We start from the raw sequence: 13,713 nt of genomic DNA on the forward strand, positions 1-13,713 counted from the left end.
GAACGACAGGCATGAGCAAGCCACGCATGATCCAGAGCCAATGGATGCGAACCGGAACTGCGCTGGCGCTCGCCGCGGCCTTGCTGGCATCGGTCGGCGGGGCGAAAGCTGCTGACCGCGCGCCCCTGACGGCGGATGGGCAGCAGGCGTTCGAGATATACCGCGACATCATCGCGATCCGCACCGCGCGCGGGCAGGCGAAGACTCCCGAGATGGTCGCCTATCTGGTGGCCCGCCTGAAGCAGGGCGGTTTTGCCGATGCCGACATCGCAGTTAGCGATTATGACAGTGCCGGCGAGCCGGTGCAGGGCCTGATCGTGCGCTTTGCCGCAGGCAAGCCGGACGGGCGCAAGCCGATTGTGCTGCTCGGCCACATGGACGTGGTCGATGCGCTGGCGGAGGACTGGGTGCTGCCGCCTTTTTCCCTGACCGAACAGGATGGCTATTTCTTCGGGCGCGGCACCAGTGACAACAAATACGGCATCACCAATCTCGTCCAGACCTTTATCCGGCTAAAGCAGGAAGGATGGACGCCTGCCCGGGATCTGTATCTGGTGTTCTCGGGTGACGAGGAGACTGGGATGATCTCCACCCGCGCGCAGGCGGACTATGTCGCGCGCGTGATCGATCCGGCCTATGTGCTCAATTCCGACGCGGGCGGCATCACGCTGGCCCCCGACCGCACCCCGCTGGCGATGGCGGTGCAGGCGGCGGAAAAGACCTTCGCGACCTTCGAGCTGACTGTTACCAACCCCGGCGGCCATTCCTCGCGCCCGCGCAGCGACAACGCGATCTACGAGCTGGCGGATGCGCTGCGGCGGATCGCCGATCACCAGTTCCCTGTTCAGGCAAGCGCGTTGACCCGTTCGTTCCTCGGGGCGCTGGGGCAGATCACGCCCGGCGAACAGGGCGCAGCGATGCGCAGCTTTGCCGCCGACCCTACCGACGAATCGGCGATCGCGGTGCTGCGCGCCAATCCCGAAACGGTCGGTACGCTCGGCACGACCTGCGTCGCCACGATGCTCAAGGCCGGGCATGCTGAAAACGCGCTGCCGCAATCCGCCACCGCCACGGTCAACTGCCGGATCTTTCCGGGTATCGGCGCCGCAGCGACCGAGGAGGCGCTCAAGCAGGTGATCGCCAATGATGCGGTGCAGTTCAGGCTTGTCACCGACGTGACGGAAAGTCCGGAATCCGCTGTCCCTGACGAGGTCATGGCAGCGCTGCGCAAGACCATCGATGCGCGCTATCCGGGCCTGCCGATCCAACCCTATATGGAATCAGGCGGCACCGACGGCATGCATTACCGCGCCCGCGGCTATGCCACGGTCGCGATTTCGGGCGCGGCGAGCCGCCCGCAGGACATGTACGCCCACGGCCTCAACGAGCGGCTGTCGGTGGACAGCTTTCATGGCGGGCTCGACCATTGGTACCGGCTGCTCAAGGAACTGGCTGGCTGACCAACCCTACGCGCTTTGCGGGATGGCAGGGCGTTCGAGGCCGACAAGTCTGCCGCTGAGATCCCACAGCCGGGACGATCGCTGCGGGTTTTCCGCTTTCGCCGACTTTTCCGCTTTCGCCGACAAGGGTTGCGCGAAGGCGCGAGCGTGAGGCTTCTGGCGGTTGCCCCAGCTCCAATGGACGCCCGAAGTCGTGAACTCCGGATCGGCGATCACCTGCGCCACGCGCTCGCCCGATAATGGCTGGGAGACATAACCCCTGGTCACATTCTTCTGGAACCACGGAAAAATCGACTGGAAAGCCCTGGGCGCGTGGTGGAACAGCGGCGTGTCGGCGACGCAGCCGGGGTAGACCGTGGCGCAGATGCTCCTGGTATCGGCGTGGAACCGGGCGTGAAGTTCGCGGCAGGCCATGATGACATGCCAGCCCCGCGCGGCGAGGGCGCGTGCGGTCCACAGGCCAACGCCTGAAGATGCTCCGGTGACAAGGGTGGTCTTTTCAGATTCGATTGTCATGGCATCACGGATTGCCGCAAGGCTGCACCGGTTTCAACGGGTCAACACCGCAAGCTGTCGATCGCTTGCTGTGCGCCTGCCGACCGGGACGGACGTGCCGCAGACATGGTGAGCGGTGCCGGGCGCGCACCTTCCCGAAGCTTCAACCCCTCAGAAGGTGGATCGCTATCGCGCCAATCGGCAAGCAAGCATGCGATCAAGGCGCGCGAGCGCCCGCTGCGGACAGGACTCAATCATGGACTGGCCCAGCGACGCTGCACGCAGCCGCATCCGGTTCCGCGTCGGTGCTTCGTGCTGCATATTGGCCGGAAGGCGTCGCAGCCTTGGCAAGTTCGGCGCCGGGCATCGGCGGGCCGGGCTGGTGCCAGACCAGCGCCGACAGGCCGAGCCACGCGGTGAACATGATCAAGTAGGGCCAGCGACGTGGCCACAGCCGGGCCACCAGCAGCGTCGCCGCCGCAGTGCCGGCGAGGGCGAGCAAGGCAGAACTTGCCGCGCGCGTGTCAATGCCGGTGCCGGTGAGCCCCGTCTGGATCGCCGTGCTGGCCCATTGCGCCGGCAACAGGGCCAGCAGCCAATCCGGCAACATGCCCGGCATGGCCGAGGCTGTTAACAGGATGGCAGCCTCGCCAGCGACCACAGCAACGGCGATCAACCAGCCCTTGTCGGATGCGCTGCGGGCAAACAGGGCGCCGCGCGCTGCAAAGCTGATGCTGGCGATGATAAGGGCCAGCCCGGTTGACAGCGGATGTGCCAAGCGTGGCATGCCCAGTGCCTGCGCGAACAGGATGAGGCCAGCCCCGGTCAGGAGCGCAAGAACAACGCCGATCCACAGGCGCCCGGCAGCGGCCGCTGCGATCATGCCGGCTCCCATCAGGCCTAACGCCAGTATCGGGCCACCAATCAGGGCCAGCGGCGCCGGAGCAGGTGCCTCCACAAACAGCAGCATGGCAAGGGCAGGCGCCACAACCCCGGCCAGCGCCGCAGAGAGCCAGGCCAGAAACGGCCAGGCCGGAGGTTGAGCATGCGGCAGGAACTTCATGCGACAGTCACTGGTTGAAGCGCCAGACATTGTCGAGCAGGAACCATCAGTGACGCCCTGATCGGGTCATGGTTGCGAAGACCATCCCACGGCACCGGAAGCAGGAATCGGGCCGTATCCGCTCAGTCTGTTTCTGCCGCTCAGGTCATAGCGAGAAGCGGATCCCACTCACGAACCTCGATCGATCCGAAAACTGGCCGAATATGCCGCTGCGTGCGCCATAGAAAATGTCGCCGCCAATGAAAATCGCAAACCGGTCGTCGAGCCGCCGCTCCAGTTCAAGCCGCACAAGTCCGTCCGCGTCTGTGAGCGATTGCCGACGACCTGCCACAATATGATCGGATGCCGCCCGCATGAGCGCGTCTGCACCCCCCTCTTTCAATGGCAAGGTCGCGATTGTCACCGGGACGAGTAACAGAATCGGTCTGGCCAAAGCGCACTTGCTTGCTGCGCACACGACGCGGCGTAACTCGCCCCGACACCAGATCAGCCGCCGACGCCCGTGCGGCGCTTGAGCATTTCCAGCGCATGATGCGTCAGCATCCTGGCGCGCTGGCATAACGTGCAGCAAATGGCGTTACGCCAGTGCAGATGAGCGGCTGGCAATACAGGCAGCACCCTGACCGGACGCGGGAAGCAAGCTGCCCTGCTTCGGCGGGCCTAGCCCACCGCGCGGTCGGCCTTGTCCTTTTCGTTGGTGCCCTTGATCATCGCGCGCATCGCCTCCCACTCGGCATCGCCCAGCGCGTGGAGCATGGGGTAGAAGGTGCCGCCATTGGCCTGATAGCCTGCGCCGTCGATGGCGATGGTCTGGCCGTTCACATATTCCGCGCCCGGCCCCATCAGGAACACCGCGAGATTGGCAAGTTCGTGCATCTCGCCAGCACGGCCCATCGGATTGAGATCATTCTTGGAATTGCCGCCCTGACCGCCGGGCGAGAGCCGCGCGTTCATGCCCTTGGTCGGGAAAAGGCCCGGAGCGATGGCGTTGAAGCGCAGCCCGTAGCGGCCCCATTCGGTCGCAAGGCTCTGGGTCATGGCGTTGATCGCGGTCTTGGACATGGCGGACGGCACAACAAAGGCGCTGCCCGACCATACCCAGGTGGTGAGGATCGACAGGAAGCTGGCCTTTTTCTGCTCCGCAATCAGACGCTTGCCGATGTCGAGCGTGACATAGAATGTCCCGCGCATCACGATGTCGGCGATGGCGTTGAAGCCGCCGACCGACAGATCCTCGGTGCGGCTGATGAAATTGCCCGCCGCATTGTTGACCACGCCGGTCAGCGCGCCGCCATCGGCCCAGATCGCATCGACCATTGCATGGATCGCGTCGGCATCGCGGATGTCGCAGGCCATGCCGACGATCCGGCCGCCCGATGCGCCATGCGCTTCGGTCAGTTCGGTCGCGGTTTCATCCAGCTTGTTCTGCCGCCGTCCGCAGATATAGACGGTCGCACCCAGTTTCAGGAAGCCTTCCGCCATTTCGCGGCCCAACCCGGTGCCGCCGCCGGTGACGAGGATGCGCTCGCCCGCCATCAGGCCTTCACGGAACATCAGCTTCGATACGTCCATTGACCCTTGTCCTTTCAGAGACCGAGCACGGTCTTGGCGATGATGTTCTTCTGCACTTCGTCCGAACCGCCGAAAATCGTGGCCGCGCGGTTGTTGAGATAGCGGCCCATTGCGGTTTGCGCATATTCGCTGCCCACCGGTTCGGGCGCTTCGTTGCCGTAGAGCGGGCGTTCGAGCGGCAGTTGCAGCGCATCCGGCCCGAGCAGTTCCAGCCTGAGCACATCGACCTGTTGGCCGATATTGGAACCCAGCAGCTTGACCAGCGAGGTCTGCGGCCCCGGCGCGCGCCCCTTGGCCAGTTCGGCAAGGATGCGCAGCTCGGTCACTTCCAGCGCCTCTGCCTCCAGCCTGACCCGGGCGAGCCGGTCGCGGAAGCGCGCATCATGGGCGATCGCGCCATTGACGCCTGAAGGCTGGGTCTGGGCCAGTTCCTCCAGCCGATCGATCGACTGGATCAGGCGCGGGGCAAAACAGGATCCGCCGCGCTCGTTTTCCAGCAGGAACTTGGCGATGCTCCAGCCAGCGCCTTCCGCGCCGATGCGGTTTTCTTCCCCGGTGCGGGCATCGGTGAAGAACACCGCGTTGACCTCGTGATCGCCCGACATCGAATGGATCGGGGTCACTTCCACGCCGGGCTGGTCCATCGGCACCAGCAGAAAGCTGATCCCGGCCTGCTTCTTCACGGTCGCGTCGGTGCGGACCAGCGCGAAGATCCAGTTGGCGTGGTGGGCGTGGGTGGTCCAGATCTTCGATCCGTTGATCACATACTCGTCGCCGCCTGCCCCCGATCCGGCTTCAAGCCGCGCGCTGGTCTTGAGGCTGGCAAGGTCGGAGCCGCTGCCGGGTTCGGAATAGCCCTGGCACCAGTAATCCTCGCCTGACAGGATGCGCGGCAGAAACCGTGCTTTCTGTTCGGGCGTGCCAAAGGCGCAGATCACCGGGCCGACCAGCCTCAGGCCGAGGATCGCCAGCGCCGGAGCCCCGGCCAGCGCGCATTCCTTTTCGAAGATGAACTTCTGTGTGGGGGTCCAGCCGGTGCCGCCATCCGCCTCGGGCCAGTGCGGGGCAACCCAGCCTTTTTCATGCAGGATGCGGTGCCATTCCATCCCGATGTCGGGCTCGACAAACACCCCCGGCGTGCGCCGCGCGCCATCGCGCAGCCGCTCGGGCAGGTTGTCGCGCAGAAAGGCGCGCACTTCCTCGCGGAAGGCAATGTCCTGAGGCGAGAAGTCCATGTCCATGTCAATCGATCCCGTTCGTCGTATTCAGTCTGTCGGCTCAGCCGTCAATTCAGGCCCCATTCCAGAGCCCGTCTTAGGCACCTTCTCAGGCACCTTCTCTCATGGCCCAGCGGATCATGCGCCGCAGCAGGTCATGATACACATCATAATTCCACGCGCACATTTCCTTGTGCGGGTAGAAATCGGCCATCCCGGGCAGGTCATAGTGACCGCGACAATGGCCCAGCGTGTTGTAAACGATGCGACCCTCGCCGATATCCCTCGTATAAAGGATAGGCACGGCGGCCTTTTCCCAATGGGCCTCGACAAAGCCGGTCGCCTCGCCTTCGAAGGTGGTCTGCATCAGGGTTTCGATCGGGGCGGTGGTCTTGGACAGGTACAGTTCGTCCACCACTTCGAAATCCGCGATCCCGCGGGTCAGTTCGTGATCCTTGTTCACCACCTCGACCGGGAATGGGCCGATTGGCGGATGCGCCTTGAACTGGGTGCCGAGCATGTCGAACACGTCGGGCCGATCATTCGGCGTATCAACCAGACCTTCGGCCGTGAACACCAGAATGGAGTTGGTGCCGTGCAGGGCCATCCACTTGCCACCCTTTTCGAGCCACGCCCGCAACTGCGCCGCCTGTTCCCCGGTCGGCATCAGATCGCAGGTATAGGTGATCAGAAAGCGGCATTGATCGAGCCGCTCCAGCCCCGAATAATCCGCCGCCACGGTGGTGCGGATATGCGGGTGTTCGGCCAGCATCTTCAGGATTTCAAGCCGGGGGTAGTCGATATCATGATACTTGCCCGCGGCGATGAAATGCGCGTCAATCCTGGTGGCGGGTTGTTCTGGCATATCCGTTCCTGACCCTTAACTTCTGATGCTGCCGCCGCCATCGACCGTAAGATCGCAGCCTGTGGTAAAGCTTGCGTCGTCGCTGGCAAGGAACACCACCGCACGGGCGACTTCCTCGGGCTCGCCGATGCGGTTCATCGGGTGGGTGGCGGCGAAATTCGTCTCGATGTTTTCGGGCGTGTCGGCGCCTGAAAACTTGTAGCGGTTGTACATCGGCGTGCGGATCGCGCCGGGGTGCACCATGTTGGCGCGGATCGGCAACCCGCGTTCGGCCAGATCCAGCGCGACGCTTTGCGTCAAGCCGCGCAGGCCGGTCTTGGACGCGCTGTAGGCCGCCACGAAGGACGCAGGGCGCAGCGCGATCATCGATCCGATATTGACGATGGCGCAAGCCTCGCCGCTTGCCTCCATCGCCGGGATCGCCGCGCGCATGCCGTGGAACGGGCCGTGCAGATTGATGTCGATGGTGCGCTGCCACACGTCGAGCGCGCCGTCGGGGACATTGCCCGGTTCGGAGATGCCCGCGATATTGCACAGCACGGTAAGCTTGCCGAAGCGCGCCTGCGTGGCGGCGACAGCAGCCTCCCATTGCCCGGCGTCACGCACATCAAGCGGTGTCGCCGCCGCCCGCTCGCCCAGTTCACCTGCCAGCGCCTCGGCCTTGGCCAGCTGGATATCGCCCAGCATCACGCTGCCGCCCTCAGCGATAATCAACCGCGCGACGGCCTCGCCAATTCCCTCGGCGCCGCCCGAAACCAGCGCGACCTTGCCCTGCATGCGTCCGTTGTTTTCCGGCCGGCTCATTCGCGCTCCAGAATCGCGACCGCCGACATGCCGGGCGCGCCATAGACGTGTGAATATCCGAAGCGCACGTTACCCGGCACCTGCCGTTCGCCCGCGCGTCCGCGCAATTGTTCGACATTTTCGTAGACTTGCCGCAGGCCCGAGGCACCAATCGGTTCCCCGCAGGCAAGGCAGCCGCCATCGGTGTTGACCGGCAGTTTCCCGCCGATCTGTGACCAGCCATTGGCCAGCCATTCTTCCTGATCGCCGTCCTTGCAGAAGCCGTTTTCGGCCATATGCATGATTTCCGCGCCGCTTTCGGTGTCCTGAAGCTGGGCGACGGAGATATCCTCCGGCCCGATCCCGGCCCGCTCGAACGCGGCCTGACTGGCAAGCACGGTCGGCTTTCCGCCTTCCTCGATGCTGACGCCTGCCTGAAACACCTCGAAGGAATTGGGCGGGCGGGTTTTGACCGCGATGCTGCGCACCTTGACTCCGTCTGCACCCAATTCGCGCATCTTCGTCTCGCTGGCGAGGATCAGCGCCACTGCGCCCTCGGCTGGCGAGCAGAACATGTACTTGGTCAGCGGATCATTGATCATCGGCGCGTTCATGATCGTTTCGAGATCGACCGGGCTGCGCCGCCATGCATGGGGCGTCAAAGTGCCATTGCGAAACGCCTTTTCCGCCACCCGGCCCAGCGTGGTGCGGCTGATGCCGTATAATTGCATGTAACGCTGGATCTTGAGCGCGAAGAACTGCGTGGTCAGCATCATGCCGGTCTGGCCATACCATTCGGGCAGGCCGTAATCGGACGGCTTGGCGTTGAACGCCCCGCGCGGGTGCTTGTCGAAACCGACCGCCAGCGCCAGATCATACATGCCGCTGGCAATCGCCTGCTGCGATGCGGCGAGCGCGCTGCCGCCGGTGGCGCAACCATTGGCGACATTGGTGAAGGGCAGGCTGGTCAGCCCCAGCTCGTTGACCATGATATCGGCGTTCCCCGCGGCGGCACTGCCGCCATAGGCGCATTCGATATCGGGCCATTCCAGTCCCGCGTCCTTCAGCGCCTCGCGCACGGCATAGACGCCCTGTTCGCGGCCCGATCGGCTGTCGGTACGGCCAAACGGGTGAATCCCTGCGCCGATGATGTAGACATTCTCGCTCATGCGGCCTGACTTTCGATATTGGCGATGGGTCGGAAGGCGAAGGTGTCATGCGTCGCGTTGAACGGGACGATGCAGAATTCGAGATCCATGCCCAGATGCAGGTCTTCAAGCTTTGCACCTGTGATCCGGCTTTCGACGATCACCTCGCCGGGCAATTCGACATAGCCGAGCAGGAACGGCTGGAAATCCGGCGGGCCTTCTCCGGGGCCGGAACCGGGGCCTTCGTAAGGCTCCTTCGGCAAGAACCCCTGCGATGTCCACGACCACAGCTTGCCCCGGCGCGAAAGCTTGTAGGGCTCCACACCCTCGGCTGCGTCGCCGACCGGCATCGGGAACACGATTTCACCCGACGGCAGCCGCCCGCCCATCAGGTGCGGTTCTGGCCCGTCGCTCCACAGTTCCGGATCGATTTTCTGTCCCACTTCGTTCCCCTCAGGCTGACGCAGTCATGCTGCCCCAATCACGCTGCCCCAATCATGCTGCCAACGCATATTCGGCGAGCACGGTGTCGATGTCGCCGAACAGGCGGGTCAGCACCAGCACGCGCTTCAACGCATGGCCAATGGCGAGTTCATCGGTGATCCCCATACCGCCGTGCATCTGCACCGCCTCACGCGCGATGGCATCGACATTCTCAGCGATGAAGGCCTTGGCCCCCGCTGCGGCGCGTTGCCACTTGGCGGCATCGGCACGGTCCGTCAGCGCGGCGCGGTAGAGCATAGAGCGCGATTGTTCCTCGCGCGCATAGCAATCGACCAGCCGGTGCTGCAGCGCCTGAAAGCTGCCGATCGCCACGCCGAACTGTTCGCGTTCTTTCACATAGGTGAGCGTGTCATCGAGCAGCCGCTGCCCCAGCCCGACCATCTCCGCAGCAGCGTAAAGCCGCATTTCGGCCGCGATGGCATCCAGTTCCGCCGGATCCAGCGCCAGCTTGGCGGCAGCGGGTGCGCGGGTCAGCTTCAATTCACCCGCAATGCTGCCATCGGCGAGGCGATAGGCGCGCACTTCAAGCCCGGCGGCATCGCGCGGCACCAGAAAGCAGGCGGTTCCGCCGCCAAGGTCTGCGGTGACGATGAACAGATCCGCCATCAACGCGCCCATCACCATGGTCTTTTCGCCGGTGAGGGCGAACCCGTCCGCGCCTTCATCAGCCTTCATGCCCTTGGCCACAAGGCTGTAGCGCTGGCTGCGTTCGGTCCAGGCGAGGGTGGCGATGGTCTCGCCTGAAATCACGCCCGCGAGCGTCTCATGCGCACCCCCGCGTTCCAGCAACAGCGCAGGCAAGATACCGTGTTCGAGCAGCGGATCGGGCGCATTGGCCTTGCCGATCGCTTCGGCAACCAGCGCCAGATCGAGCGCCGAACCGCCCATGCCGCCCACATCCTCGCCCGCCGCCAGCGCGATCAGGCCAAGTTCAGCCAGTTGCTGCCAACGCCCGCGATCATAGCCGGTGAGCGACAGGCGCAGCTGCCGCCGCGCGTCCACATCGACCGGCGCGGCAAAGCGCAGGGCCGAGGCAACGAACATTTCCTGTTCTTCGGACAGGTCGAAATTCATGAGGCTCAGGCTTTCCGGGTAAAGGTGATCGGCAGGCGGGTGACGCCGCGCAGCAGGATATTGGGCAGGATGCGGATTTCGTCCTCGTCGGCCACCGCAAATTCATCAAGCCGTTCGAGCAGCTCGTCAAAGGCGACCAGCATTTCCTTGCGGCTGAGCATATTGCCCACGCACATGTGCGGCCCCTTGCCGAAGGCGAGATGCGTGCGGGCATTGGCGCGGGTGATGTCGAATGCGTCGGGATCGGGGAATTTTTTCGGATCGCGGTTGGCCGCAGCATAGCGCAGCTGGACCACGCTGCCAGCGGGGATTTTCGTGCCGCCGAGTTCGGTATCCGCCTTGACGATCCGCCACATGCCCGCGGTCGGCGTTTCGTACCGCAACGCTTCCTCGACAAGGTTGCCGATCAGCTTGGGATCGCGCCCGCCAGCCGCCGCCCTGGCCTTCGCCATCTGATCAGGGTTGCGGATCAGCTGGAGCAAGCCGCCCGCCAGTGTCGAGGTGGTGGTTTCGTTTCCGGCCACCATGAACTGCTGCATGATCGACATGATTTCAGGGTCGGTCAGCGGGGTTTCCCCCTCGACCCGCGCTTCGACCAGATCGGTCAGCAAGTCATCGCCGCCATTGGCGCGGCGATCATCGATCTTGGCCTTCATGTAATGCTGGAATTCGACCAGGCTGCGCGCGCATTCCAGCTTGCGGTCGTGATCGACCATCTGGCTGAACCGGTCGACCGCCGCATCAGACCATTCCTTGACTTGGCGGGGGTTGTCATCAAGCCCGATCTGCCCGGCAATCATCGCCACCGGCAGCGGCACGGCGAATGCCTCGACGAATTCGCACGCTCCCTTGTCGGCGAAGGCCTCGATCAGCTCGATCGACTTGGTGCGCATGTCGGCCTCGATCGCGTTGACCCGCGGGGCGGAGAATGCGAGGTTGACCAGCTTGCGGTTGCGGGTGTGCACCGGATGATCGGCGGTCAGCAGGGTGGGCACGTCGGGCCAGCCCTCGGCAAGGATCGCCTGAATCTCCTCATCGGCCTCGCGCCCCATCAGGACGCTGAAATCGTTGGAGTAAATCTCAGGCTTGCCGAGCGCTTCGTTACACAGGTCATAGTTGTAGACGACGTAGGTGTTCATCCCCTCCAGCAGTTCGATTTCCACCCCGGCATCATGGATGGCGCGGTAGTAATCGAACGGATCGACCAGCGTTTCGGGGGCAAACACATTGCCTTCGGGCTTGTTCATCGCAAAATCGCTCCAACCCTTGGAATAATGCCCCAAGCCTAGCCATGATGGCGGCCCCGATGCGATGCACGTTTGTGTTAGGATTGCCCCGCGCGCGTCAGGCTCCGGCGGCTTCGGGGGTGAATTCGCGCTGGAATTCCAACATGTCGAAATAGTCGCGCCAGGCGGTGATCAGGCCATCTTCACCGATTTCAAAAGTGCCCATCACCCGGATCGCGGCTGTCCGCCCGTCCTTGAAGGTGAAACCGTCTGTCCGCTCGGTCAGCACGATCTTGCCATTCGCTGCGATAGCATGCACCTGCCAGTCGCACGCCGCGACATCGGCCATGAAGCCTTCCACCGCCGCGCGCATGGCGGGTTTGCCGGCGAACGGCTCCATCGGGATATTGTGCCAGACGACGGTCTCCGCGCACAGGGCGTACATGGCCTCCATGTCGCCGCCGTTCCAGTGGTCGATGAAGGCGGTAACGGTTTCGGTCGGGGTCATGGCTGGTCTCCTGAGGTGTAATCGAGCGCTTGGCGCAGCATCCGGCGCACATGGGGATTGGCATAGGTGGCGGGGCCATCGCCGAACTGGAGGTAGACCAGCGGAGCGGGGCAGGTGCGGCTTTCCCATGCGATGCAATTGCTGCCGGGTGGGTGGTGCCAGCCTGCGCGGCTGAACATCCGGCCTGCGACCGCCTGCGCGGCGGAATGGAAATTGGCAGCCGTGAAAGCAAAGCCTTCGGCGCGGGCGAGGGGGATAAGCGCGCTTTCGTCGATCGGGCAGAGGTAGAGTTCGTCGGTCACCGGGAAGCTCTCCGGCAAGCCGCGGGTCACCGGATGATCGGCGACCATCCAGGCTTGATAGGCGACATCGTGGCGATAGCCGGAATCCGGCATGGCCCGACCCTGCCATTCGCCCGGCTGATAGAGAAAGCCGCCGCCGAGCCATTCATGCCACGCTGGCCATTGCGCCCAGCCTGCCAGCGCATGATGCATCGCCACCGCACCTTTCCCGGCGGCAAAGCGCGCGGCGATGGCATCGCTGAAGCCTTGCGAGGGTGGGCGCATGGTCACCGCTCCATCGGCGAAGGTGTAGCCCGCCATGTCGTAGAACAGCAGCGCATCGGCATTTTCCGCCGCGCCTGCCGCAACTGCTTCTTCGGCTTCGGGATGGATCAGGTGCGTGACCTCCCAATCGCCCAATCCTGTCAGCAGTTCGGCAAAGGGGCCTTCCTCGTAAGGATGGCCCCCGGACAGCACGAGCAGAGAGCGGCCCACAGGATCAGGCGATCTTGAGGATCATCTTGCCGTCATTGGTGCCCGCAAACAGCCGCATGAAGCTGTCAAAGGCGTGCTCCAGCCCCTCGTCGACATGTTCGTCGATGGTGAGCTGGCCTTGCGATGCCCAGACGCCCATCTGCGCTGCGCCCTCGCCAAAGCGGGGCACGTAATCAGCCACCAGCAGGCCTCTGATATGCGCGCGCTTGACGATCAACTGCCACAGGTTGCGGATACCGCGCGGTTCCGTGTTGTATTCGCTGATCAAGCCGCACAGCCCGACGCGTGAATGCAGGTTGAGGTTCATAAGTCCCGCATCAAGGATGATCCCGCCGACATTTTCAAAGATCACGTCCACCCCATCGGGGCAGGCCTTGGCGATGGCGGCGGTGAGCGCGGCTTCATCCTTGCCGCGATAGTCGATGGCAGCATCAAACCCGTATTTCTCGGTCAGGCGCGCGCATTTGGCCGGGCCGCCCGCGATCCCGACCGCGCGGCAGCCGTGGATCTTGGCAAGCTGGCCCACAAGTGAGCCGACCGCGCCTGCTGCACCCGAAACCAGCACGGTTTCGCCCGGTTTCGGCTCGCACACCTCAAGGAAGCCGAAATAGGCCGTCATCCCGACAGCGCCAAAGATCGACAGGTAATTGGTGACGCTCGGCACGAGGCTGGGGTCGATCGGCTGGGTGAAGCCGCCGGTAACGCCGATCGAATAGTCCTCCAGCGCGTTCAGGCCCATCACCCACTGGCCGGGTTCGAACCCCTCGGCGCGGCTTTCCTCGACCACGCCGATGGTGCTGGCGCGTACCGGATCGCCCAGAGGGATCGGCGGCATGTAATTGCCTTCCGCATCCATCCAGCCCCGCATCGCCGGATCGAGCGAGGCATAGTGGTTGCGGATCAGGAACTGGCCTTCCTCCAGCGCAGGCGCAGGTTCGCTGACGAGTTCGAAATCCTCTGCCACGGGGGTGCCATCGGGGCGGCGTTGCAGCAGGAAGCGGCGGTTGGTGGGCATGGTATTC

The 13,713-nt window shown here is 64.1% G+C and carries 15 protein-coding genes; 1 reads left to right on the top strand and 14 read right to left on the bottom strand.

Annotated elements, in window-relative coordinates:
• Positions 1-11 precede the first annotated feature (11 nt).
• Positions 12-1,460, top strand: a complete 1,449-nt coding sequence (locus BUA05_RS12320) for a M20/M25/M40 family metallo-hydrolase (RefSeq protein WP_245790190.1) — start codon at positions 12-14, stop codon at positions 1,458-1,460.
• A gap of 6 nt (positions 1,461-1,466) precedes the next feature.
• On the opposite strand, the gene BUA05_RS12325 is transcribed toward BUA05_RS12320, so the two are convergent.
• The 14 genes from BUA05_RS12325 to BUA05_RS12390 form a co-directional block, all read right to left on the bottom strand.
• Positions 1,467-1,976 carry a Rossmann-fold NAD(P)-binding domain-containing protein gene (locus BUA05_RS12325; protein ID WP_072675324.1) on the bottom strand — a complete coding sequence of 170 codons (510 nt, stop codon included), beginning with the start codon at positions 1,974-1,976 and terminating at the stop codon, positions 1,467-1,469.
• Positions 1,977-2,205: 229 nt separating this feature from the next.
• Positions 2,206-3,018 carry a hypothetical protein gene (locus BUA05_RS12330; protein ID WP_072675325.1) on the bottom strand — a complete coding sequence of 271 codons (813 nt, stop codon included), beginning with the start codon at positions 3,016-3,018 and terminating at the stop codon, positions 2,206-2,208.
• Between the two features lie 145 nt (positions 3,019-3,163).
• Positions 3,164-3,421, bottom strand: a complete 258-nt coding sequence (locus BUA05_RS12335) for a hypothetical protein (RefSeq protein WP_143150314.1) — start codon at positions 3,419-3,421, stop codon at positions 3,164-3,166.
• Between the two features lie 257 nt (positions 3,422-3,678).
• Positions 3,679-4,590: an SDR family oxidoreductase gene (locus BUA05_RS12340; protein ID WP_072675327.1), complete on the bottom strand. Its 912-nt coding sequence runs from the start codon at positions 4,588-4,590 to the stop codon at positions 3,679-3,681.
• 14 nt (positions 4,591-4,604) lie between these two features.
• Positions 4,605-5,831, bottom strand: coding sequence for an acyl-CoA dehydrogenase family protein (locus BUA05_RS12345; RefSeq protein ID WP_072675328.1), 1,227 nt, complete (start codon positions 5,829-5,831; stop codon positions 4,605-4,607).
• An 85-nt stretch (positions 5,832-5,916) separates the two neighbouring features.
• Positions 5,917-6,672, bottom strand: a complete 756-nt coding sequence (locus BUA05_RS12350) for a ThuA domain-containing protein (protein ID WP_072675329.1) — start codon at positions 6,670-6,672, stop codon at positions 5,917-5,919.
• A gap of 15 nt (positions 6,673-6,687) precedes the next feature.
• On the bottom strand, positions 6,688-7,476 hold the full coding sequence (locus BUA05_RS12355) for an SDR family NAD(P)-dependent oxidoreductase (protein WP_072675330.1): 789 nt from the start codon (positions 7,474-7,476) through the stop codon (positions 6,688-6,690).
• A complete protein-coding gene (locus tag BUA05_RS12360; RefSeq protein WP_072675331.1) occupies positions 7,473-8,624 on the bottom strand; it encodes a thiolase family protein in 1,152 nt (383 codons plus the stop codon). Before BUA05_RS12360 ends, BUA05_RS12355 begins: the two co-directional genes overlap by 4 nt.
• The gene (locus BUA05_RS12365) at positions 8,621-9,046 is read right to left on the bottom strand and encodes an OB-fold domain-containing protein (protein ID WP_245790191.1); all 426 of its coding nucleotides are present in this window, start codon (positions 9,044-9,046) and stop codon (positions 8,621-8,623) included. The genes BUA05_RS12360 and BUA05_RS12365 overlap by 4 nt, the downstream gene beginning before the upstream one ends.
• 52 nt (positions 9,047-9,098) lie before the next feature.
• Positions 9,099-10,181, bottom strand: a complete 1,083-nt coding sequence (locus BUA05_RS12370) for an acyl-CoA dehydrogenase family protein (RefSeq protein WP_072675332.1) — start codon at positions 10,179-10,181, stop codon at positions 9,099-9,101.
• 5 nt (positions 10,182-10,186) lie between these two features.
• A complete protein-coding gene (locus BUA05_RS12375) occupies positions 10,187-11,428 on the bottom strand; it encodes a cytochrome P450 (protein ID WP_072675388.1) in 1,242 nt (413 codons plus the stop codon).
• Between the two features lie 97 nt (positions 11,429-11,525).
• A complete protein-coding gene (locus BUA05_RS12380) occupies positions 11,526-11,915 on the bottom strand; it encodes a nuclear transport factor 2 family protein (protein ID WP_072675333.1) in 390 nt (129 codons plus the stop codon).
• Positions 11,912-12,691: a ThuA domain-containing protein gene (locus tag BUA05_RS12385; RefSeq protein WP_072675334.1), complete on the bottom strand. Its 780-nt coding sequence runs from the start codon at positions 12,689-12,691 to the stop codon at positions 11,912-11,914. Before BUA05_RS12385 ends, BUA05_RS12380 begins: the two co-directional genes overlap by 4 nt.
• Positions 12,692-12,695: 4 nt before the next feature.
• The gene (locus BUA05_RS12390) at positions 12,696-13,706 is read right to left on the bottom strand and encodes an NADP-dependent oxidoreductase (RefSeq protein WP_072675335.1); all 1,011 of its coding nucleotides are present in this window, start codon (positions 13,704-13,706) and stop codon (positions 12,696-12,698) included.
• Positions 13,707-13,713: the final 7 nt, after the last annotated feature.

Source organism: Erythrobacter sanguineus (assembly GCF_900143235.1).
Classification (GTDB): Bacteria; Pseudomonadota; Alphaproteobacteria; order Sphingomonadales; family Sphingomonadaceae; genus Erythrobacter; species Erythrobacter sanguineus.